This is a genomic window from Acinetobacter seifertii, from assembly GCF_000368065.1.
GTDB classification, from domain to species: domain Bacteria; phylum Pseudomonadota; class Gammaproteobacteria; order Pseudomonadales; family Moraxellaceae; genus Acinetobacter; species Acinetobacter seifertii.
In genome coordinates this window covers 280610-304929 of record NZ_KB851203.1, presented here as the reverse complement: position 1 = coordinate 304929, position 24320 = coordinate 280610, and the positions used below count along the sequence as shown (strand labels likewise).

The following is a 24320-nucleotide window of genomic DNA, read 5'->3' as shown; positions in this document are numbered from 1 at the left end:
TATTTTATATCTCATTTTCACGCCACTTTTTAAAAAGCCTACAATTTTTTTTCTTTCTTTGCATTTCCGTTAGAATAGATTCAAATTTAATGTGGAGCTGTCATGCAATATCGTTGCCCTCAATGTCAAAGTGTTAAAATTATGCCTGTAAGCCAAGGTGTTAACAGTGCCAAACCTGTTGTGCCTAAAAGCTTAGTGATTTTAGTTCCTGCCATTTTTGTACTATTACTCTTGGTGGTGATTAGTATTTTTATGTGGATTTTTGGCAACGGTGCAGGCACTTCTCTACAAATTGCAACGGTCGTTGTTTTTGTTGTGACTTTAGGGACAGGTTTTATGTTCTGGCGTGATTTGCCGGACTTTAAATTGTCTATGCAAGCATTTATGCAGTCACAAAAACATTGGAAATGTCGTGACTGCAATCACGAATGGGAAATTTAAAAAAGTATTCACATCAGCTTAGTGCTGATGTGAATGTTCTTTGTCAGTCTCATCATGTTCATGTGAAGCATGTTGAGCAATATGCTGGCAATTGATCTCGGCATCATCTTCAATTTGCAATGTCACTTCGCCAATACCATGCTCATGGGAAAGCATTTCAACAGCATCTTGATAGAGCTTAGTACGGTCAGCGTCAGGTGCAAATAAATGCACAGTTAAATGGATGTTTTTAGAAGTAATTGCCCATACCTTGAGTTGGTGAATACTTTCAACACCATTTAAAGACAGTAAATCAGCACGTAACTTTTCAATATCGACTTCTTCGGGTACACCTTCGAGCAAAATATTAATACTTTGTTTGAGCAAAACCCATGTTCTTGGTAATACCCAAAAACCAATCAGTACCGCAATAATCGTATCGACCCAGTACCAGTTGGTGAAATAAATCACAACTGCACCAATAATAACGCCAACCGAGCCTAGCGCATCACTCAAAACCTCTAAATAGGCACCTTTGACATTTAAGCTGTTATTAGCACTCGACATGAGGATTTTCATTGAGATGAGGTTAATCACCAAACCAATGGTTGCTACAATGAGCATGCCCACACTTTGAATTTCAGGTGGCTTAGAGAAACGGATATAAGCTTCATATAAAATATAAATCGCCACCACGAAAAGCATAAGCGCATTAAATAATGCAGCCAGAATTTCAAAGCGCTGATAACCAAAAGTACGTTTATTATCAGCTGGACGCTTCGCGATCTGAATTGCAACCAAAGCAATTGCCAGAGCAGCTGCATCGGTAAACATATGCGCGGCATCGGAGAGTAATGCCAAACTTTGCGTGATTAAACCAGCAACGACCTCAACAATTAAAAATGTTGAAGTCAGTGCTAAAGCAATCATTAATTTCTTAGCATTACCTTCAGTCACTACAGCATGACTATGATCATGACCATGTTGTCCACCCATTTTGCGGACTCCTTATTATTTATCTTTATGGAGAGGTAAAAGTAACAATAGATACATTTTACTTTTACCTCTTTCAAATACTTTTTTGAATTGACGCTGTCATCAAAAAAGATATCTCAAAACGATGACATTATGAATGCTCAGCGTTTTTTGCTTTGCTTTCATTCATCCATCGGTAAATCACTGGTAATAAAACCAAAGTTAATATCGTAGATGAAATAATGCCACCAATTACAACCGTTGCCAAAGGTCGTTGTACTTCTGCTCCGGTTCCTGTCGCCAAGGCCATCGGAATGAAACCAAGTGAAGCTACGAATGCTGTCATTAATACTGGACGTAATCGTAATACCGCTCCTTTCCAAGTTGCCGCATGAACATTTAAGGTTATTCTTAGCTCTTTAATAAATGTGAGCATGACCAGACCATTCAATACAGCAACACCCGATAAAGCGATGAATCCGACCCCAGCAGACATGGAAAGTGGAATATCCCTCAACCATAAAGCGACTAATCCACCGGATAAAGCGAAAGGAACACCACTAAATACCAGTAAGCTATCTTTAAAATTGCTAAATACAGCCATCAGCAACACAAAGATCATGATGAGTGCCATAGGTACGACGATTTGCATTCTTGCAGTAGCAGAAGCAAGATTCTCAAACTGTCCGCCATAGCCTAACCAATAACCGCTAGGTAGCTTTTGCTGTGATAGCTTGCTTTGCATTTCTTGTACAAAAGACCCAAGGTCCCGATCACGCACATTTGCTGTCACAACAACACGGCGTTTACCATTTTCACGACTTACTTGAGCAAGGCCTAAAATATTCTCAACCTTAGCAACGTCTTGTAACTGGATCAAACCACCGTTTGGTAAGCGAATCGGTAACTGGGCTAACTGCTGAGGTGTACGCATGTTTTCCTGTAGGCGGATCACAAAATCGAAACGTCTATCACCCTGTAAAATTTGTCCTACACTCTGCCCACCGATGCTGGCAGCCACAATATCCTGAATCGATTTAACTGATAATCCGTATTGGGCAGCCAATGCATGATCAACATCTACATTCAGTAATGGCAAACCGTCAGTCTGTTCAACCTTAACTTCACTAGCACCTTGAATACTACGTAGTTGTTGGGCTATTTTCTCCGCTTCCTGATTGAGGACCTGCATATCATCCCCAAAAACTTTCACACCAATATCACTTCGTACACCTGAAATAAGCTCATTAAAACGTAGTTCAATTGGTTGTGAGAATTCACTGTTATTACCAGGAATCTGGTTAACGAATTGCAGCATTCTGGCACGCAATTCATCTATTGTTTCTTTAGGGTTTGGCCACTGATCGTGTGGTTTTAATAGCACAATACCATCAGAAATATTAGGAGGCATCACATCTGTAGCAACCTCTGCCGTTCCTGTTCTGGCAAAAATGGCTTTAATTTCGGGGAAAGCTTTCAGTAACTGTTTTTCAACGTTCTCCTGAATCTTAAGTGATTCCTCTATACCTGTACTCGGTGCACGCATGAGTTGCAACGCAAAATCACCTTCACTTAACTGAGGCGCGAACTCACTTCCCACTCTTGTTGCAATTGCACTTGTCAAAATCAAGATGCTGACCGCTGCTGTGACAACAACATATCGGAAGGCATATGCTTTATCGAGTAAGCCTGCATAACCTTTTTTCAAGGTCATCATCCAACGGCTTTCTTTTTCCTTCACTTCACCCGTAACAAACAAAGCGACAGCTGCCGGTACAAAGGTCACAGATAGAATAATTGCTCCCAATAGCGCTAGGACAACGGTCATTGCCATAGGATGGAACATTTTTGCTTCTACGCCTGCCAGAGCAAAAATTGGTAGGTACACGACCATAATAATGATCTGACCAAATATTAGTGGGCGTCGTGCCTGTTTAGCTGCGAGGAAGACCTCTGTAAAACGTTCTGAACGTGTTAATAAACGGCCTTTTAAATGCTGTGCTTCAGCTAAACGCCGAATACAGTTTTCAACAATAACAACTGCCCCATCCACAATGATCCCGAAGTCTAAAGCTCCTAAGCTCATGAGGTTAGCACTGATTTTTTGTTCTGCCATACCCGTTAAGGTAAAAAGCATTGCCAAGGGAATAATACAAGCGGTGATTAAAGCGGCGCGAAAGTTTCCTAAAAAAATGAAAAGGATAACAATGACTAAAATCGCCCCTTCAATCAAATTTTTGGCTACCGTTTTAATCGCTTTATCTACGAGACTACTACGATCATAGACTGTCTCAATCACAACACCCTGTGGGAGTGATTTTTGAATTTCTTGAACTTTCTGATCAATCGCTTTGGCAATGGTTTTACTGTTTTCACCCATCATCATCATGGCGATACCTAAAACAGTTTCCTGTCCATTATAGGTAGCACCACCAGTACGCAAGTCATGACCAATCGATACTGAAGCCACATCAGCAACCCGTATAGGTAAACCGTTTTTAGTTGCGACCGTAACGTTCTGAATGTCTTGTATCGACGTCAGCATACCCGGAACACGAACTGTGAGTTGCTGACCATTCTCTTCAATAAATCCAGCACCGCGGTTTTCATTGTTATTTTGAAGCGCATCCTGTAAGTCGGTGAGTGGAATCTGCAACTGCTGTAACCGCGTCAGATCTGGTGAAACCACATAGGTTTTGTTATATCCACCAATACTATTAACCTCGGCTACCCCTTGTACGCGTTGTAACTGAGGACGAATAATCCAGTCTTGAATTTCACGTAGATCCATCGCGCTATAGGCTGAACCATCTGCTTTTTTGGCATTTGGCTCTGCTTTTACCACCCATTGATAAATCTCACCCAGTCCAGTTGAAATTGGAGACATTTGTGGATCAATGCTATCGGGTAAAGCACTCTTAGCCTCTTGTAAACGCTGGTTAATCAGCTGTCTTGCCCAGTAAATATCTGTACCATCTTTAAAGATAATCGTGACCTGAGAAAGACCATATCTGGAAATTGAACGCGTCTGTTCCAGATTTGGAATACCAGACATGGCATTTTCAATCGGATAAGTGATCCTTTGCTCAACTTCTGGTGCCGTAAAACCATTGGCCTGACTATTGATTTGTACCTGCACATTGGTGATATCTGGCACGGCATCAATTGAAAGTTTCTGGTAGCTATAAATTCCAACACCAATCCAAGCAATAACAAACATCATGACCCAGATGGCATTTTTAATTGAAAACTGAATGATCCGATCAAACAAACCTTCAGCCTCTGGCAAATCAGGTTTATTAATGTCCATGCTCAGCCTCCCCTTTTTCAAGTTCGGACTTGAGCAAGAAACTACCTTGAGTCACATATTGCTGCTTTTCAGTAATTCCGGATTTAACCTCGACCCATTGTGCATCTGAAGAATAATTGCCTAACTCTACGGTAACTGGAGCGAAATGAATTTTGTCTTTCTCTTGTTTTGCAACAAAGACCACATTCTTTCCATCAATCTGTTGTACCGCTGCCTTGTTAACCCGTAATACCGTCGCTGCATTATTTTGTTTCAGTAACACGTTGACCATTAAGTTAGGACGTAATTCTTTTGAAGGTGTCAGCACCTTGGCACGAACCTGTAATCGACCAGTTTGACTATCCGCTTCTGAAGTTAAACTTTGTACCTGCGCTTTGAAAATATTGTTCGTTTGCAGTGATTTAAATTCAATTTCCTGATTAGGCTGAATATTGGTATTTGTACTTGGTAACACAAACTCAACCCATAGCTGATCTAGGCGATCAATCACAAATAACTGTTTTTCAGGGCCAATTTGCTCACCAATGACGATGTCTTTATTGCTGATTACACCGCTTAAAGGCGCTGTTAAAACATATCGACCGCTACTTGAACGATTCGCTCCCAAGGCACTTAAACGGCTATTTGCAGCTTGTACCTGAATTTGTGCCTGACGATAAGCATTGTAAGCACGCTGATAATCTTGACGTGCTGAAACACCTTGTTCCCACAATTGCTTTTCACGTTGATAATCTTGCTGAGCTAATGTGAGTGCTTCTTGTGCCATGCTTAAGTTAGCTTGTTGATCGACCAAATCTGGTACAAATAAAGTCGCAAGCGCCTGACCCTTTTCAACTTGTTGTCCCAGCGCAACATTTACACTATCCACTCGTGCAGAAAAAGTAGAAGAGACATGTGCTTGCTGATCTGTATTTACGACAAGTTTGGCAGGATAAGAGAGACTCTGCTCAACCTCCCCACGCCCTACTTGCTCTAACTTCACACCATATTCAACCAGTTGCTTAGAAGTCAGATTTAAACTTCCTTCCTCTTTTTCAGACTCACTATGGCCTGCTTCACCTTCTGTATGTCCTTCTTCACTTTTCTCAGTATTAGGCTGTTTTTTCCCTGAGAAAAATAACCAAGCACTTATAACAAGACAGACTATCAGGAGCAAAATAGCAATAAGCCATTGGTTTTTCATTTTTTTAACTGACATTAATCTGCCCCTCCAACTGTCGGCAACTTATAAGTGTCTTGCCATAAATTTTGATTGATTTGATTTAATGCATCCCCAGCCATCACCATATTAGGATCGATCCCGAGAGCTAAACTTTCTGCTTCAATTGCTTTTTGCCAAGCAGATTTAAGTAGTTGAACTTTTTTCAACCTTTGTTCTTGTAATTGCAAGGTAGATTGCTGAACATCAGTAATTGCAAATTTACCGACTTTGAAACCAAGCAACATTTTCTCCTGTACCGTTTCTGATAAAGGAATCTGCTGTTCATTCATCAAGTTATATTGCTGCTTTAAACCAGCCAACTCGTACTGTAAGGTGCGTATAGAATCTAAGCTTTGCTTTTTATAAAAACTTTGCTGCTGAGCAATTAAATCAAGTTTGCTTTGAGCAATTTTCAGGGCATATTGTTGACGATTAAAAATATTTAAGGGAACTGCAATACCTACTCGAATCTGATTTTCAGTACTATTTGTATCTGCAGTTTTACTACGAACCACACCCATATTTACCGTAGGCGTAGGGCGATTTTTTGCTTTTAAATAATTAATTTCAGAATTTTGCTGTATTGCTTGAAGCCGCATGGACTGTTCTAACAAATTCTGTTTTAAGTATTGATCGATATCACCTTCATTTTTTAAAGGCCAAGCACTTTTGATATCTGGACGTAAGGTGAAGTTATCTTCCGTCTCACCCCATAAGTTCGCCAGTTTTCGTTTGGCACTACTCAGTGATAATTCAACTTCTTGATATAAACGCTGATTTTCAACATGCGTCATTAAAGTCCGGTCTAAATCAACCTGAGCAATACTGCCTGCTTGAAAGCGTAAACGCGTAGCATCAAGAAAGTTTTGACTTGTTCTTAACTGAGCTTTTGCAACCTCATGTTGAAGCTCTAAAATTGATACTTGTGACCATAAATATTTAACAGCCAGCTTGAGTTGAGCCTCATACAAAACCTGATTTAACTCAACTTGATTTTGCTGGACAGTTGCTAGTTTTTTTGCCGCGGAGCGTACACCAAAAATATCTAGCTTTTGGGAGATACCAAGTTCAAGCTCCTGATCTTTTCCAGAGTTAAAACCCGTTTGCTGTACTGAAACAGTAGGATTTTCCCATAGCTGGCTCTGCTTGATATTACTGTCTGCAATATCTTGTTGAGCTTGCCAAATTCCTGTTTGAGTCTGAAACTGCTTAACCTGATCAAGTACTTGGTCGAACGTTAAAACATTCTGTACGCGCTGCGCTTGAGTGTTCTCAGCAAGATTTTGATTTGAACTAGCAGCAGTTGTTATCACACTAACTGAAAGTGCAACAGCAACAACTAATGATTTAAGTACCCAAGATGAACTCAGACTAACGAAACGTTTTTCGTATAAAAAAATAGACATAAAATAACCCTATGAAATAAATAATATTTCTGGTGGGCTAATTTTCGGCTACCCCACCTATAGCAGGGTTAAAACAGGAGGCGGATCTTGTTTAGAGATATGAGGGGACTTATAAGAATTGGACCAATAGTATTGTTGTTTGAGCTCAGATGATCGCATTAACGGTGAAACAATTTTTTCTTGCGCTTCTACAATCACAACATGAAAACATGAAGGTAAATGATCATGATGATCAGACAAGTTCAAAGGAGCTTTGTGAGTGGTCCCTGCGACGTCAGTCTTTTCAGTATGGCTATGCTGTGAAATTTCATAATTCAACGCTGCATGATGACCAAAATGATGCAATGCTTTTTCCTGATTTTCATGGGCGCAGAATGCCGCTGCCACATTCCATAAACTTTGGAATATGAGCAAACAGAACAAGACGGACATAAAAAGTGCAGAACGTGGCAACAGCACACCATTAAACTAAAAAGTTGAACAAGGGCACTATAACAGGCTCATAGCATGTAATAAAATTACATCTCTGAATGCCAACATAGAAACAATACCGAATAACTTGGATTAAAGATAAATAAGCCATTAAAAATGTTTATCTTTATAGCTAGAAAGCTAATTATTAAATAATTAGCTTTCTGCAAAAATAAAAATTATTTACGTTTACATGTTAAATGAGGATTCTTACTTTTTTCTGTTTTAGCTTTCGTTTCTTGCTGAGACTTAATATTCTTTTCGAGGAATATTAATCCTCCATCAGCATGAGCCAAACTCGTTGAAAGAAATAGAACCATCAAAGCCGATTTTATATTTAACTTAATTAACATCATAATCACCTAATCTAAATATTCCGAATGTATTGAAGGAGTTAATCCTTAAATACATATAATTTTTTGCATGCCTCGATTCATCAATTCAGTACAATCTTCCGATTCTTTGAAAAGCATGCACATTTCACTTTTTACTAGAACCAACTAAATAATGAAGGAAGAACACCATGCGATCGCAGCTCATCAAAAAGTTGGACCAACGCAGCAATCCAGATAAACCAAACGACTTGAGTCAAAAAAAGACGAAAATGCTTTGGTGAGACTTGATAAAAATCTGGTTCTTTAAAATTCTGGAAACTGGGTAAAAAACGGGGAATTGTCTTTACATAATCTGTATATGCTGTTCCATATTTTTCACTTAAAAAAGCTTCTTCTTGACTAATGACATAATGGTAATAACAGAAGAAATAAAGCGTGAATAATATGGGAAAAATGAAAGTCTCAGTAATCAACATGATTCCGAGTCCTCCCAAATAGCTAAACAGATATAGAGGATTTCGACACAGAGAATATGGGCCGTCAGTCACTAACTTGGCATTTTTAAATCCGGAAATGTAAAGACTGCACCATATTCTTCCCATTACTCCGATACCAACAAATAGCCATCCAAAAACCCATAAGATATGTTCTACAAATGCCGCCTGAAAATGCCATTTGCTGAAACTTAAAGCGAGAATAATAGCCAAAACAAAACCAATAACTCTGGAACTCACAGTTCGAACACGGGGGGAAAATAAAATATTCATTTCCATAATCCCCCATCACTGTGAATACTCAGAGACAAGGTAACTGTTTTGTTTAGATGATATTTCTGTTCTTCAGAAAAATTTGATGGAAACTTATATTCTGCCTTTTGATTAGAATAAAGACGTGAATATCTAAATGAGTAATCCACATAGAGGACTACCGTGCCTTGTTTACACATACAATTAACCCTTTGAAATAAATAAATTTCTAGTGGGTTATTTTTCGGCTACCCCACCTATAGCGGGGTTAAAACAGGAGGGGGATTTAAGTCTCCAAGATACGGAGACTGATAAAAATTAGACCAGTAATAGACTTGTGAACGCTCATGTACATATACAACAGGTTCTTGAGCCTGTTTGGCGTTATCAGTCATGACTACATGAAAACATGAAGGTAAATGATCATGATGATCTTGCCAACTTAGTGGAGCATTATCAGAATTTTCTACAATACCCACATGTTCATTCTGCATATGGTCTGAAGATTGATACACATTTAAATCTGCATGATGACCAAAATGTTGTAATGCTGTTCCCCTATTTTCATGCACACAAAATGCTGCTGCCACATTCCATAAGCTTTGGAATATAAGCAAACTAAACAAGACGGACATAAAAACTGTAGAACGTGCCAACGGTACACCATGACGTAAATTGCACAAAGTCACTATAGCAGGCAATCTACATGTAATAAAATTACAGAATCTTGATTTGTAGGTTCAGTTCTTGTAAATCAAATTGTTCCTAAATTTTCTTTCGTGGCTAAAAATCTAAAAATTAGGATTTGAAAAAATACTGCCTAATTGTAAAAATTATAAATGCCGCTTTTATATCCTTTCACATCAATTAGTTGCAAAACAGTAAGTTTAGCAAACCACTAATACCTTAAAAGCCGAGCGGATAATTTAGAAACTTTAAGATCGCATTACAGCAAAAAGATGAAATACGTTTAAACGTGTAACACGTATGGCACTTTATTCTTTAGGAATGGCATTTGATGTAGTCATAATAGCACCCTCTCTTATATGATCAGATTTAAGAGGTGACTTTACTAAGTAGAAATTTCCTTAATAGTGAACAACTAGTTCTTAAACTGGTTTTGTTTAAAAAAATTTCTTTTGTTTGATATTTATAAATTTTCTTAAGAATTTTTTAACTTCATTAAACTTATTTTCTAATTTTAAAAGTTCTAGCTTTACTTAGGAACACCGCTATTTCTATTGTAATTTCGCTAAGCGTAAAAACACGTGTAACTTTTATGTAAGCTAAAACCTCATCATTTTTCATCCAAATGCGCTATATCACATTTACAAAATAAAACATAAGATTTCTGTATAAGGGACTAGCTTAAAAGTGTGAGTCAATTCAATCAAATTGAGGAACAAGGGGAGACTATCATGGATATGAAAACAATCAAACATGGGCTTAATCACTTGTTTGCCTTTGAAAACTTACCCGCCGATATGCATTCGCAAGCTGAGGATGAAATTGAGCAAGGCTTACGTTTTGAAGAGTTAGCCCTACAAGATCATGAGCGTATGCAAAATTGGTTAGATATTACCCCAAATGACCGCAATGCAATGTGGTGTTATCTTCGTGCAGCTTTAAGAGGTAACGCCGATGCTTCCTTTAAACTGGGTATTGGCTATTTAAACGGTCAATTTGGTTTAGATAAAAACTACACTGAAGCTGAAAAGTGGTTAAACAAAGCAGCAAGCCAAGGTCATCCCGACGCTGAACGCTGCCTACAAGAAGCCTTTAGTAAACTCGCCTTCTAATAAAAAAACCAGCCCTTAGGCTGGTTTTTCATTTACGGATAATTAACCCGTAATCTTTTTGTATTTCGTACGTTTTTGAGATGCATCTTCGCCTAAACGTGACTGACGGTAAGCTTCATATTCTGCATAGTTACCAGTGTAGAATTCTGGCTGTTCGTTCTCAAACGACAAGATGTGCGTTGCAATACGGTCAAGGAACCAACGGTCATGCGATACCACCATTACCGTGCCTGGGAACACAAGAATTGCATCCTCAAGCGCACGTAAAGTTTCAATATCCAAGTCGTTCGATGGCTCATCCAGTAAGATCACGTTTGCGCCCATCTGTAAGATCTTCGCAAGTTGTAAACGGTTACGTTCACCACCAGACAATTCACCTACACGTTTTTGCTGATCTTGGCCTTTAAAGTTAAAGCGACCAATATAAGCACGTGATGCGATTTCGTAATCACCAATTTTCAGGATATCTAAACCGCCAGAAACTTCTTCCCAAACCGTTTTATTGTTATCCAAGGTGTCACGAATCTGACCTACGTAAGCCACTTTAACCGACTCACCTAAAGTCACAGTACCCGTATCCGGTTGCTGTTCACCAGTCATCATACGGAATAAAGTGGTTTTACCCGCACCGTTTGGACCAACGATACCCACAATAGCTGTTGGAGGTACGGTAAACGTTAAGTTTTCGTACAACAAGCGACCATCGAATGATTTGCTGATGCCTTCCACTTCCACAACTTTATTACCCAAACGCGGGCCAGGTGGAATATAGATTTCAGACGTTTCATTACGTTGTTGGAATTCTTTAGAGTTAAGCTCTTCAAAACGTTCCATACGTGCTTTGTTTTTCTTTTGCTGACCCTTCGCATTTGAACGAACCCATTCAAGTTCTTTTTTCAATGCTTTAGCAAAAGATTCTTCTTGTTTCTGCTCTTGTTCTAAACGAGCATTTTTCTGTTCTAACCAAGAAGAGTAGTTACCTTGGTAAGGAATACCATGCCCACGGTCAAGCTCCAAGATCCACTCGGCAACGTTATCAAGGAAATAACGGTCATGCGTAATCGCAACGATTGTGCCAGGGAAATCTTTCAAGAAACGCTCTAACCAAGATACAGACTCTGCATCCAAATGGTTCGTCGGTTCGTCAAGAAGAAGCATGTCCGGCTTAGAAAGCAATAAACGACAAAGCGCTACACGACGACGTTCACCACCTGAAAGTAATGTTACATCTGCATCCCAAGCTGGAAGGTTCAAGGCATCTGCCGCGATTTCAAGCTGGTTATTTAGGTTGTGCGCATCCCAAGCATGGATAATTGATTCTAATTTTTCCTGCTCTTTTGCAAGCGCATCAAAATCTGCATCTGGGTCTGCATATTCTGCAAATACCTGATCTAGACGCTCTAAAGCATCTAAAGCTTCACGTACGCCATCTTCAACGTTACCACGAACGTCTTTAGTTGGATCAAGTGGCGGCTCTTGCTCTAAATAGCCGATTTTAATTCCAGGTTGTGCACGAGCTTCACCTGAGAAATCTTTATCTACGCCAGCCATAATACGAAGCAAGGTAGATTTACCCGCACCGTTCAAACCGAGAACACCAATTTTGGCACCCGGGAAAAATGATAAAGAGATGTCTTTTAAGATTTCGCGCTTTGGCGGAACCATCTTAGACACTCGGTTCATCGTATAAATATATTGGGCCACGCAGGACTCCTCAATTGAAAAACCAACAGATCGCAATGAGCGAAAAATAGTAGCTATTATATGCTGAACGCGGCAAAAAAATAAGGCGTGATTGAGTTTAATCGGTTTTTATGACTGATAAATGTCGTCAAAATTGTTTCCTGATATAAAAAATGCATGACCTTGAATCATGCATTTTTCACTTATCAGAATGCGGAGAGTTGAACTGATTTACATAGATTTATTTAATGAAATTATTGACTAATAAGTTTTTAACATCATCTACCCGACCCGACATTAATGCTTTAATTGCATAGAGTGAGGTTGATGAAACCTGATTCAGGTTAGGATCTGGCGGCATTACCAGTTCCATCGGATTGGTATGAACATCGAGTAAAGCTGGACCATCGTGTTTTAAAAAACTTTCAACCGCCTGCTCCAACCCGTCGCCATGCTTTATTGTTTGCCCATGTAACCCAATGACATTGGCAAGTTGACCAAAATCAGGATTGAGCAAATCAGTATAATGGTCAAGTAGTCCTTCAACTTTTTGTTCAAGCTCTACAAAATTCAACGAACTATTGTTAAATACCACAATCTTGATGGGTAATTTTTCCTGAATTGTAGTGAGCAGGTCTCCCAGTAACATGGCTAAGCCACCATCTCCACACAATGCAATAATCTGGCGATTCGGAAATGCTTTTTGTGCTCCAAGTGCTTGTGGCATGGCATTGGCCATAGTGCCATGTAATAAGCTGGTAAAGGTTCGACGTTTGCCATTGACGTCAATATGTCTTAATACCCATACCATCGGTGAACCACCATCTCCGAAGAAAATTGCATCCTGATCTGCATAGCGGTTGAGTAGCGAAACTAGATATTGTGGATGGATCAGCCCATCTTTACCTACCCGTTCTTCGTTATGACGTGTTTCATCACTCTGATGTTTCAGCGCAAGACAATGATCTAGAAAGTCACGCTCATGACGTGTTTCAAGTAGTGGCAATAAAGCATCGAGCGTCGATGAAATTTTACCCACGGCACCCAATGTAATTGGATGGCGTCGCCCCAAATGAGTCGGATCAATATCAATCTGCAAGATTTTGGCATGACTTGGATAGTACTGTGCCCATGCAAAATCGGCACCCAGTAAAATTAGTAAATCACAATCCATAAGGGTGTGATAACCCGCTTTATTACCAAAAATACCTGTCATACCCATATTGTATGGATTGTCATATTCGACAAAATCTTTGGCACGGGAAGTATGTGCTACGGGAGCTTTTAACTTCTCTGCAAAAGCCACCAGTTGGTCATGCGCACCCTCACATCCTGCCCCTGCATAAATTCCAATTTTTTGATGCTGTGAAATCAGATCAACAATCTGTTTGAGCTCAGATTTACTCGGCAAAATATCGGGATCTGTTTGGCGTGGTACAAAAGGTAGACCTGCTTCAGCTGACGCTTCACTGATATTCGCAGGAACAATGACTACGGCGACACCACGCTTGGTCAGTGCAGCCTGACAAGCCATACTCATAATATGTCTGGCTTGTGAAGGTTGGGTTATTTCTTCACAGAAAACCGAATTTTTGGCATAAACCGATTTAAAATCGACATATTGTGGAAAGTCGATAAATCCGGCCATCTCGGTGGAAATCTGGCTGGCAATCAAGATGACTGGGGCACGATTACGATGCGATTCATACAAACCATTAATAAAGTGCAGACTCCCTGGTCCACAAGATCCTGCACATGCCGTTAAGTGACCACTGAGTAAAGCATCCGTACCTGCTGCAAAGCCACCAACCTCTTCGTGGCGCACATGAATCCATTCAATTTTACTCTTAGACATGGAGTCGGTGACATGGTTTAAGGTGTCACCCACAATACCGTAGCAACGTTGAACACCTGCTTGTTCCAGCACCTCAATGATAATGTCAGATACTTTTTGAGTACTCATTACTTCACTTCTCCAGCTTTTTTATCATGAATTGAATTACTTTTGCTTTTTATAGTGTTCTTGCAAGGTTCAGACTGCCAGTAAGTTTTTGTGGCGTTCTCTCAACATCATGTAAATTCAATTTAGTGATCTGGAAAAATTAAACTAAGTTCTTTTATGCTTAAAACTGCTGAACTTTACATAAAAATATCTAAATCATGCATAAAGAGTATGCTAAAAAATCTGGATTATTCTTTGACCACTTCGATGATAACAATGTCACATACATACCGAGACGAAACCTTAGCCATTCACGCAGGCTACACTCCTGAAGCAACAACCAAAGCAGTCGCTGTTCCTATTTATCAAACCACTTCTTATGCCTTCGATAATACCCAGCATGGTGCAGACCTTTTCGACTTAAAAGTACAAGGTAATATTTATACCCGTATTATGAACCCGACCACTGCTGTACTTGAGCAACGCCTTGCTGCACTCGAAGGAGGCATTGGTGCTTTAGCTTTGGCATCAGGAATGGCAGCTATTACTTATGCCATTCAGACCATTACTGAAGCTGGAGATAATATTGCTTCTGTCTCAACTTTATATGGCGGTACATATAACTTATTTGCCCATACACTACCAAAACAAGGAATTGAAGTTCGCTTTTTTGATTATCAAAAGCCTGAAAGCTTGCGCAATTTAATTGATGATAAAACTAAACTTGTCTTTGTTGAGTCAATTGGTAACCCGCTCGGCAATATCATTGATCTAGAAGCAATTTCAAAAATCGCCCATGAATATGGTGTACCTGTCGTTGTCGATAACACGGTTGCCACCCCTGCTTTATTAAAGCCATTTCAATATGGGGCTGATATCGTTATCCATTCGCTTACTAAATATATTGGTGGCCATGGCAATAGTATTGGCGGTGCAATTGTCGATAGCGGCAAATTTCCTTGGGGTAAATATCCAGAGCGTTTTAAAGTTTTGAATACACCAGACCCAAGCTATCATGGTGTGAACTATGTCGAAGCATTAGGTGAGGCAGCTTATATTGCGCGAGCACGTGTAGTGCCATTACGTAATACAGGGGCTGCGATTAGCCCGCTCAGTGTTTTCTTAATTTTACAGGGTCTAGAAACGCTTAATTTACGGATGGAACGCCATACTGAAAATGCACAGAAAGTCGCGGAATATTTGCAAAATCATCAAAAAGTAAAATGGGTCAATTACGCAGGCTTAAAAGATCACCCACAACACCAACTTGCACAAAAATATGTAAAAGGTAAACCTTCTGCAATTTTATCCTTTGGTGTTCAAGATGGTCGTGAAGGAGGTACTCGTTTCATTGACGCACTACAGCTATTTACTCGTCTTGTGAATATTGGTGATGCTAAAAGTCTGGCTTGCCACCCTGCAACAACCACTCACCGCCAGCTTAATGAACAAGAGCTAAAAGCCGCTGGGGTAAGTGAAGATATGGTTCGTCTTTCTATTGGTATTGAGCATGTTGATGACCTGATTGCCGACTTAGAACAAGCACTTTCATCTGTATAATTTTTAAACCAATAAATAAGCCTCTGGAATATAGAGGCTTTTTTATTCTCATTTGATTTAACCCTTCACAATAATTAATGGATTAGGGTAATAATTTAGAGTTTTTACTCTAAATAAATTGTTAAATTTCATATATTTACACACTAGACAATTTTTATACATCTATTAAGATAGGGCAATATTTAGGAGTTCATCAGGATGAACCAACGGTTGTAAAAAATAAAAATTACATACCGGAATAAATAGCCCCTGCCCCTACTTAGGTAAAATGCTGTGAATAAAAAATTAGAAGCTCTGTTCCAAGAAAAGGTACAAGGTAAAGTCATTTTAGTGACAGGTGCCTCAAGTGGAATCGGTTTAACGGTTTCGAACAAACTTGCTGACGCTGGTGCGCATGTTTTACTGGTTGCCCGTACTCAAGAAACATTAGAAGAAGTGAAAGCAGATATTGAAAGCCGTGGCGGTCAGGCATCAATTTTCCCATGTGATCTTAACGACATGGACATGATTGATCAGGTTTCTAAAGATATTTTAGCTTCTGTTGATCATATTGATATTTTAATCAATAACGCAGGTCGCTCTATTCGTCGTGCTGTTCATGAGTCTTATGATCGTTTCCATGACTTTGAACGTACCATGCAATTAAACTACTTTGGCGCTGTACGAATGGTGCTTAATATTTTGCCTCACATGATTCAACGTAAAGACGGTCAAATTATTAATATTAGTTCAATCGGCGTATTAGCAAATGCAACACGCTTCTCTGCTTATGTCGCTTCTAAAGCTGCGCTTGATGCATTTAGTCGCTGTCTTTCTGCCGAAGTTCATGCGCATAAAATTGCGATCACATCAATTTATATGCCTTTAGTGCGTACCCCAATGATCGCACCAACCAAAATTTATAAATACGTACCGACCCTTTCACCTGAACAAGCAGCTGACTTAATTGCTTATGCAATTGTGAAACGTCCAAAACGTATTGCAACTAACTTAGGTCGTTTAGCGTCTATGACGTATTCAGTCGCGCCGGGCATCAACAACATGTTTATGTCGATTGGTTTCCGCCTGTTCCCAAGTTCTGATGCAGCAAAAGGCCAAAAAGCTGAGAAATTGAACTGGGCACAAAAAGCTTATGCACGAATTTTCCCAGGTGAACATTGGTAATTCGGCATATTAAGATGAGTTAATAATAAAAAAGCAGAACACACTTGTTCTGCTTTTTTATTAGCAAAATCTAGATTTCCAATAAAATATTTTATGTCGTATTAATAATTATTATTGAACCTTCTATCTAATATATACTTTAAATTTAATAAATATTTTAATTTTAAATAAAAATAATTTAATATAAACAAATAAATGACGCAAAAAATAAATTGCTATAAAGCTGAACTTTAAAATTCATTGTGAGAACTTCATGTTAAATCCTTTACACTCAAAAAAAATACGCCCATTGGTTTATGCAATTTCAATTAGTTTTACAACACTCGGAACTCTTTCTATTCCTTGTGGTGTACATGCATCAGAAAATACTGAAAAAACTACTACCAATAATCAATCGACACCACAAACAAATGAAAATCCAATGTCTAAACTAGATTGGCATATAGGACCCAAAAAAGAAAATGTCGCTAATGTCGCAACCTTAAATACACTTAAAGATGAAGGTTTTCTAGATCCCAAAAATTCAGATAAATTTTTAGAACTTACTGGAAATTTAACGGATGGAAGCACAAATATTCTTGTTTCACCAAATGAAACATGGTGGGCAACCTTTAATTTTGATCCATCTGGTTATGTAAAAGATGATGAAAAAATTGATGCTGATGCGTTATTAAAACAACTTAAAGAATCAGATGGCCCATCCAATGAAGAAAGAACTCGCTTAGGATTACCTAAACTTTATACTGTAGGCTGGGCAGTTCCTCCCCATTATGATAATCAAACCAAACGATTAGAATGGGCTTTAAAAGTACGTTCAGAAGATAATTCAGAAATAATCAATTACACGATTCGCATATTAGGCCGTACAGGTGTAACTAGCGCAACGCTTGTATCTGATGAAGAACAACTTACACAGAATATTGATGAGTTTAAAAAGAGTTTAAACGGATTTGACTATAACTTTGGTGAGAAATACGCTGAATATAAAGAAGGCGATAAAATTGCTGGATATGGCTTAGCAGCCTTAATCGCAGGTGGCGCAGCAGTTGTTGCAACTAAAAAAGGTTTTTGGGCTGTAATTGCGGCATTCTTTGCAGCAGCTTGGAAATTTATTGCTGTAGGTGTAATTGCTGTAGGTGGATGGATTAGCTCACTTTTCAAAAGAAATAAATCATAAATGCATCTTTCTTTAGAATCTCTTTTGGTTTTAGGTATAGTTGGGTTCTATATATATGACTCAACTTACCTTTATTTTTATAATGAATTCATTATTAAAAAAGGCTTTAAACACTCTTTTAAAGCACAATTCATTTCTAAAAAGTTAAACTTTCTTAGCAAATATCTAGTAATTTTTGAGTTTTTTTTACCTTATCAACTTGTTTTCAAATGCTCATGGAGACTAAATGATTTCAAAAATCAGGTACTCTCTCGTGAGGATATAGAAAATATTCAGCTCATAACAGCTACTCTAAAACCCCTTCAGTTCGTCAATATTATTTTATTTATACTGATTCTTATATTATTACCTATAATTTTTTTATTAAAGTTGAATTACGTCATTCTAGCTATCACTATTACTACGATTTATTTTTTAAATCTGATTAATATTTTTTATGTGATATCTAAAAGAAAAAAATTAAAGCTTTCTTGGAGTAAAGTTTCACAACTAGCACTTGATACTTTTTTGTGCCCCCCTTTTTCTTTAAATTTATTAAGGAAAATAAGCTTAAATTATGCAGTAAAGTCTGAGGGAACTCTCCTAGCTAAACAGATTCTGACTAAAAAAGGTTATCAAGACTTTTTAAATAATATCTTGAAAGATCTCAAAGTATTAAAATCAATATCAAACCAAGAAAGTATCTCTAAGATTGAACATAAAGAGCAACAACTTATCGCATCTCAAGACTTAAGCTATAAAAATGAATAATAAAAAGCCCCTTATCAGGGGCTTTTTATTATTCATATAATCAATTTACTGCTTAAATTTAGACTAAAGAACATTACGCATCTAAAAATTCAACATGCCCTGTTTTAACATCGTAAATCGCACCAATAATTGCAATCTCACCACGGTCTAGCAAGTCTTTAAGTACTGTACTGTTATTAATAATATATTGGATGTTGTAGTGAACGTTTATTGCTGTCACCTGATTAATAAAAGCTTTGTTTAACTCACGTGGTTGCATAATGTCATATACGCTTTCTACCGAACGCATGAGTGGTCCAAGCACATATTGAATATGCGGCATTTCTTTGACATCAGAAACTTGTTTTTCCTGTAACCTTAGCTGACATGCACTGGTCACTGCTCCGCAGTCGGTATGACCTAAAACTAAAATGACTTTAGAACCTTTGGCCTGACAGGCAAACTCAAGTGAACCTAATACTTTTTGACCTGCGATATTACCAGCAATCCTTAAACTAAATAGATCACCAATCCCTACATCAAAAATCATTTCGGTAGGCGCACGTGAATCCATACATCCCAAAACAGCCGCAATCGGGTGTTGACCTTCATCTGCAGTGACACGGATTTGACGGTAAATATCACGTTGTAAACGTTCATTTTTTACGAAACGTTCATTACCTTCTTTAAGTAAAGTAACCACCTGCTGCGGACTTAATTTACGCTGTAAATCTCTAGTACTAATGTAGATATCAAGAACTGCATCATCTACTTCTTCATAGTGCTGTTTAAACCCTATAAGCTTCAAATCAACCTGACGCTTAACTGCTGTTTCATTTTGATAATCTTGAATGACCTGATATATATCGGGATCAATCGAGTCACATTGAGTAGCATCAATAATCAACTGCTGATCTTTATGAACATGCTCCAATGCAGAAATGAGCGCTGAACGATTAAGAAAAGTCACTTGTGATGGAAGCTCAATACGGGTCACGATTCCGTGTAAATGCTTTTCTTTATAAACACGAACGCCTTTATTGAAGTTGCCATATAAAATAAATGCGCTACTGGTAAATAAACCCACCAAAATTCCGGTTAATAAGTCTGTCAGCAAGATTGCAACAAGGGTGATAATGAAAGGTAAAAACTGTTTCCAGCCTTTTTGATAAAGCTGTTTAAATAGCTTTGGATGAGTCAGTTTAAAACCAGTCACGATTAATATCGCTGCAAGCGCAGACAATGGAATCATATTCATGAGTTGAACAAAGAATAAAACTGCTAGTAGCAATAATATGCCGTGAATAATCGTGGAATATTTACTACGTGCGCCTGTATTTGCATTTACAGAACTGCGGACAATGACTGAAGTGACTGGCATGCCGCCAATTAAACCTGAAACAATATTGCCCGCGCCTTGTGCCCACAGTTCACGATTAGGTGGAGATGAACGCTTTTGAGGATCAAGTTTATCTGCGGCTTCTAGGTTTAGTAATGTCTCTAAAGACGCCACAATCGCGAGTGTAATAGCTCCAGTATAAATTAATGGTTCAGTCAGATAGCTAAAGTCTGGAAAAACCAATACCTCTTGCGGCGCTTGCAATATGTTTGGTAGTTGAATCAAATTATTGGTTTGTACGGCCCAAGGCGAGCCGATATTCATTAACACAAAATTTAAAACTGCTGCAATGACCACAGCAATTAAAGCCGAAGGTATGGCCAACTTTTTAAGTGGACTATTATCCCAAGCTAAAATTAAAAATAAACTCAGTAGGCCAATAAGTGCTGCGCCAGCGTCAAAGTGCTGAAGAAAAGTATCAGGTGTAGCAGTCCAAACGTTTTCCCATGAAAAGTCAGTCAGCCCAAATAAATATGGCAACTGAGTCACAATCAGAATGGCACCAATAGCAGCCAATAATCCTAAAATGACGTTGTTTGGAATAAAGTTAGCAAAGAAACCTAACTTAAATATTCCAAATAGAATTTGTAAAATTCCTGCAAATACAATACACAATAAAAAGGCGGCATAGTTGCCGCCTAATTGATCTAACTGTACAAGGATGACCGCAGTCAGCCCTGCTGCTGGGCCAGAGACACTGATGTGAGAACCACTCAGTAGGCCAACAATAATTCCACCAACAATCCCGGCAATAATACCCGAAATGATTGGAGCGCCTGAGGCTAAGGCAATACCCAAACATAAGGGTAACGCCACGAGAAATACGACCACTCCCGAGAGTAGATCGTTTAAATGAAATCTATTTTTCAGTTCTAAAGCCGGCATAAAAACAACCATTTATAATATAAAAAAATAATCAATTTTTAATGTAACTGCCTGAAAGTGAGGAACTTACTTCAAGGCTTTGTCGATATTGTCTGACAACTGAAAAGGGTTAAAGTTGAGTTATGCTATAACGTTGTATAGTTGATTGTAGATTTCACAACGTTTTTGTTGATCTTAAGATTCACCTCATCTTTACCACTGCGATTTCTGAAAAAACGAATTCCACGCTCTCTAAAGCAAACTACGAAACAATAAAAAACCTCCCGTTTGGGAGGTTTCTTTAGGTCTCCTAAAGGCTCTTATTTAGAACCTTTAATTCCCGCTTGTAATAACAATGCACCAAAACCACCAATTTTTTGTTCTTGAGGTTTTTCTTGCTTGCTACGTTGTGGACGCTCAACCTGATCTTTACGCGGCTGTTGAGGGCGTTTACCTTGCGGTTTACGCTCAGAACGCTGTTCGTTATTTTGCTCACGACGCGGTGGACGCTGTGCTTTTACAGGAGCTGCACCTTCTGCGCGCATACTCAAGTTCACACGGTTACGCTCAGCATCAACTTGCATCACACGTACTTGTACAATCTGACCAGGTTTAACTACTTTATGCGGATCAGAAACAAACTCATTTGCTAATTCAGAGATATGAACTAAACCGTCTTGATGTACACCAATATCAACAAAGGCACCAAAGTTTGTGACATTGGTAATTACACCTTCAAGCTGCATGCCTTCAGTCAATTGACCCACTTCAGTGATATCTTCGCGGAATTTAGCAGTACGGAACTCTGGACGCGGGTCACGGCCTGGTTTTTCAAGTTCAGCTAATACGTCTTGAACTGTTGGCAAACCAAATTTGTCATCAACAAATTCATCAGCTTTTACTTGGCGAATGATTTCGGTATTACCAATAATGTCTTTAACTGTCGTCGCTTTCGCCGCAACAATTTTCTCAACAAGACCATAACTTTCAGGGTGAACAGCAGAAGCATCTAAAGGTTCAGAGCCATTTTGGATACGCAAGAAGCCAGCCGCTTGTTCAAAAGTGCGCTCGCCTAAACGAGGTACGCTTTTCAACGCTTGACGGTTATCAAAACGACCATGCTCTTTACGGTATTCAACGATTTGCTGAGCAATTGCTTTGTTTAAACCTGCTATATAAGCCAAGATTGCTGGTGAAGCAGTATTTACATCAACACCAACAGCATTCACACAGTCTTCAACTACCGCATCAAGTGTTTTTGCCAAACCAGTTTGATTTACGTCGTGTTGATATTGACCTACACCAATCGATTTCGGATCGATCTTCACAAGCTCAGCAAGTGGGTCTTGTAAACGGCGAGCAATTGAAACTGCTCCACGAATTGAAACATCAAGCTCTGGAAGTTCTGCCGAAGCAAGTTCACTTGCAGAGTAAACAGATGCACCTGCTTCGCTTACAGTCACACGTGTTAATTTAAGGTCTGTGTTTGTAGCCATCATTTCAGCAACTACAGCTTCTGTTTCACGGCTCGCAGTACCGTTACCAATCGCAATAAGCTCTACGTTATATTCACGACACAAACGAGCTAATTCAGCAATTGAACCTTCTTTGTCTTCTTTAGGCGCAAATGGGTAAATCGTGCTATGAGCAAGTACATCACCTGCATCGCTTACGACAGCCAGTTTCACACCTGTACGGATACCAGGGTCAACGCCCAAAGTTGTACGGCTACCTGCTGGGGCAGATAACAATAAATGACGAAGGTTTTCAGCAAATACCTGCATTGCTTCTGCTTCAGCAGCAAGACGTTTTTCTGTTAGCAATGAATGCTCGATTTGAGGACGAACTTTACCTAACCAGAATAATTTTGCAGTTTGCTTTAAGAAATCTTGGCGAGTTTGTGGCTGAACTTGATCAAGGTTGTATTCAGTTTCAATACGTGCCAAAGGTGCATCATCTTCACCATCTACTTTTAAACCAAGTACGTTTTCTTGACGACCACGTAACATTGCCAATAAACGATGTGAAGGTAGTTTGTTTAAGCCTTCAGAGAATTCAAAGTAATCGCGGAACTTTTTACCGACTTCTTTCTTTTCTTCAGAAGCAACTGCACTTTTTAATACTGCTGTTTTTGCAAAAGTTGCTTTTAATTCTGTAGTCAGCGCAATGTTTTGTGCCCAGTCATCAATCAGAATATGCTGAATTGCATCTAACTGACTTTCAACATCTGGATATTCTTCATGACTAAAACCAGCCAATGCTTCTGTTGGGTCAATTTGTTCTGCAATAATTTTTTCAGCGATTGGTCCTAGACCCGCTTCTTTCGCCTTGAAAGACTTACTCGTACGCTTAGGACGGTACGGTGCATAAATTTCTTCTAAAGCATTTTTTGTTTCGGCTGCATTCACCCGCGCCAATAAGTCATCATTCAATTTATTCTGTTCTTGCAATGACTGAATGACCTTTTCACGGCGCTCATATAAATCACGTAAATACGCTAAACGAGTATCTAATTGGCGTAACTGCGTATCATCTAAACCTTGTGTTACTTCTTTACGGTAACGGGCAATAAATGGAACACTGGCACCTTCGTCAATTAAGCGGATGGCAGCTTCTACTTGGTTTGGACGTACGGCAAGCTCACTTGCCAACTGCTGAACTAAGTCAGTCATCGTGTTTGATCCCACAAGGATAAAGTTTAAAAGCAATGATTATAAAGACCAAGCCCATAAAATCCACACTTGTTTGCGTATTCAAAACGTTTTTTTGTATTGACTATGAATTTTTCACATTCTTATCTTAAAAAAACTCTTTTAAAACTTGATCTATTTGTCATTCTACTTTTCAAGTCGAACTTTATTTAAAAATATGAGTTGTAGCAACTCTTCTAGTATCCAATTAAATTTTTTAATACAAATTACGAGAAAATGAACATATTGATACATGGCTAGAAGGTTTAAAAACTTCATTTTTCTTCTTTTTATATATAAATTTTGAACCACTCATCAATAAAACATCTAGCAATGCTTGTAAAAACTAAAGAATAAATGAATAGAATTTTTTTAAATAATTTATTTGAAACAAATATTTATTAAAATTTAATCGATAAAAATCTAGCGAATGATTGAATATTTGGTTT

Annotated in this window: 18 protein-coding genes and 1 pseudogene; 7 read left to right on the top strand and 12 right to left on the bottom strand. The window is 38.6% G+C overall.

Annotated elements, in window-relative coordinates; genetic code table 11:
* Positions 1–102: 102 nt before the first annotated feature.
* Positions 103–441, top strand: coding sequence for a zinc-ribbon domain-containing protein (locus tag F985_RS21500; protein WP_004705152.1), 339 nt, complete (start codon positions 103–105; stop codon positions 439–441).
* Positions 442–459: 18 nt separating this feature from the next.
* Here F985_RS21500 and F985_RS21495 read toward each other — a convergent pair whose 3' ends face one another.
* The 8 genes from F985_RS21495 to F985_RS21465 all read right to left on the bottom strand — a co-directional run bounded on the left by F985_RS21495 (position 460) and on the right by F985_RS21465 (position 9520).
* The gene (locus tag F985_RS21495) at positions 460–1416 is read right to left on the bottom strand and encodes a cation diffusion facilitator family transporter (protein ID WP_004705149.1); all 957 of its coding nucleotides are present in this window, start codon (positions 1414–1416) and stop codon (positions 460–462) included.
* A 130-nt stretch (positions 1417–1546) separates the two neighbouring features.
* Complete coding sequence (locus F985_RS21490) at positions 1547–4705, bottom strand: efflux RND transporter permease subunit (protein WP_004705148.1); 3159 nt, start codon at positions 4703–4705, stop codon at positions 1547–1549.
* Complete coding sequence (locus tag F985_RS21485; protein ID WP_004705147.1) at positions 4695–5903, bottom strand: efflux RND transporter periplasmic adaptor subunit; 1209 nt, start codon at positions 5901–5903, stop codon at positions 4695–4697. The genes F985_RS21490 and F985_RS21485 overlap by 11 nt, the downstream gene beginning before the upstream one ends.
* Complete coding sequence (locus tag F985_RS21480; RefSeq protein ID WP_004705145.1) at positions 5903–7312, bottom strand: TolC family protein; 1410 nt, start codon at positions 7310–7312, stop codon at positions 5903–5905. The genes F985_RS21485 and F985_RS21480 overlap by 1 nt, the downstream gene beginning before the upstream one ends.
* 57 nt (positions 7313–7369) lie before the next feature.
* Positions 7370–7765, bottom strand: coding sequence for a cation efflux protein, CzcI-like (locus F985_RS21475; RefSeq protein ID WP_025465216.1), 396 nt, complete (start codon positions 7763–7765; stop codon positions 7370–7372).
* Positions 7766–7962: 197 nt separating this feature from the next.
* Positions 7963–8136 carry a hypothetical protein gene (locus F985_RS25505; RefSeq protein WP_002050594.1) on the bottom strand — a complete coding sequence of 58 codons (174 nt, stop codon included), beginning with the start codon at positions 8134–8136 and terminating at the stop codon, positions 7963–7965.
* A gap of 137 nt (positions 8137–8273) precedes the next feature.
* On the bottom strand, positions 8274–8891 hold the full coding sequence (locus F985_RS21470) for a methyltransferase family protein (protein ID WP_025467861.1): 618 nt from the start codon (positions 8889–8891) through the stop codon (positions 8274–8276).
* Positions 8892–9121: 230 nt separating this feature from the next.
* A complete protein-coding gene (locus tag F985_RS21465; RefSeq protein WP_025469236.1) occupies positions 9122–9520 on the bottom strand; it encodes a cation efflux protein, CzcI-like in 399 nt (132 codons plus the stop codon).
* Between the two features lie 278 nt (positions 9521–9798).
* Here F985_RS21465 and F985_RS26235 point away from each other — a divergent pair.
* Both F985_RS26235 and F985_RS21460 read left to right on the top strand, forming a co-directional pair.
* Positions 9799–9914: pseudogene (locus F985_RS26235) on the top strand (hypothetical protein); the annotation flags it as partial.
* Between the two features lie 368 nt (positions 9915–10282).
* Positions 10283–10663: a tetratricopeptide repeat protein gene (locus F985_RS21460; protein ID WP_004705135.1), complete on the top strand. Its 381-nt coding sequence runs from the start codon at positions 10283–10285 to the stop codon at positions 10661–10663.
* Positions 10664–10705: 42 nt separating this feature from the next.
* Here F985_RS21460 and ettA read toward each other — a convergent pair whose 3' ends face one another.
* Positions 10706–12367 (bottom strand): energy-dependent translational throttle protein EttA, encoded by a 1662-nt coding sequence (ettA, locus tag F985_RS21455; protein ID WP_004705132.1) that lies wholly within the window; start codon positions 12365–12367, stop codon positions 10706–10708.
* 220 nt (positions 12368–12587) lie between these two features.
* Positions 12588–14309 carry a thiamine pyrophosphate-dependent enzyme gene (locus tag F985_RS21450; RefSeq protein WP_004705130.1) on the bottom strand — a complete coding sequence of 574 codons (1722 nt, stop codon included), beginning with the start codon at positions 14307–14309 and terminating at the stop codon, positions 12588–12590.
* 255 nt (positions 14310–14564) lie between these two features.
* Between F985_RS21450 and F985_RS21445 the strand changes: the two genes are divergently transcribed.
* From F985_RS21445 to F985_RS21430, 4 genes are all read left to right on the top strand, one after another.
* Complete coding sequence (locus F985_RS21445) at positions 14565–15848, top strand: O-acetylhomoserine aminocarboxypropyltransferase/cysteine synthase family protein (protein ID WP_031944572.1); 1284 nt, start codon at positions 14565–14567, stop codon at positions 15846–15848.
* Positions 15849–16121: 273 nt separating this feature from the next.
* Positions 16122–17012 carry an SDR family NAD(P)-dependent oxidoreductase gene (locus F985_RS21440; protein WP_004705127.1) on the top strand — a complete coding sequence of 297 codons (891 nt, stop codon included), beginning with the start codon at positions 16122–16124 and terminating at the stop codon, positions 17010–17012.
* A 253-nt stretch (positions 17013–17265) separates the two neighbouring features.
* Positions 17266–18189, top strand: a complete 924-nt coding sequence (locus F985_RS21435; protein ID WP_004705125.1) for a DUF2167 domain-containing protein — start codon at positions 17266–17268, stop codon at positions 18187–18189.
* Positions 18190–18939, top strand: a complete 750-nt coding sequence (locus F985_RS21430) for a hypothetical protein (protein WP_004705124.1) — start codon at positions 18190–18192, stop codon at positions 18937–18939.
* Between the two features lie 73 nt (positions 18940–19012).
* On the opposite strand, the gene F985_RS21425 is transcribed toward F985_RS21430, so the two are convergent.
* The gene (locus F985_RS21425; protein ID WP_025469235.1) at positions 19013–21202 is read right to left on the bottom strand and encodes a bifunctional SulP family inorganic anion transporter/carbonic anhydrase; all 2190 of its coding nucleotides are present in this window, start codon (positions 21200–21202) and stop codon (positions 19013–19015) included.
* 299 nt (positions 21203–21501) lie between these two features.
* A complete protein-coding gene (locus F985_RS21420; RefSeq protein ID WP_004705119.1) occupies positions 21502–23853 on the bottom strand; it encodes a Tex family protein in 2352 nt (783 codons plus the stop codon).
* Positions 23854–24320 lie beyond the last annotated feature (467 nt).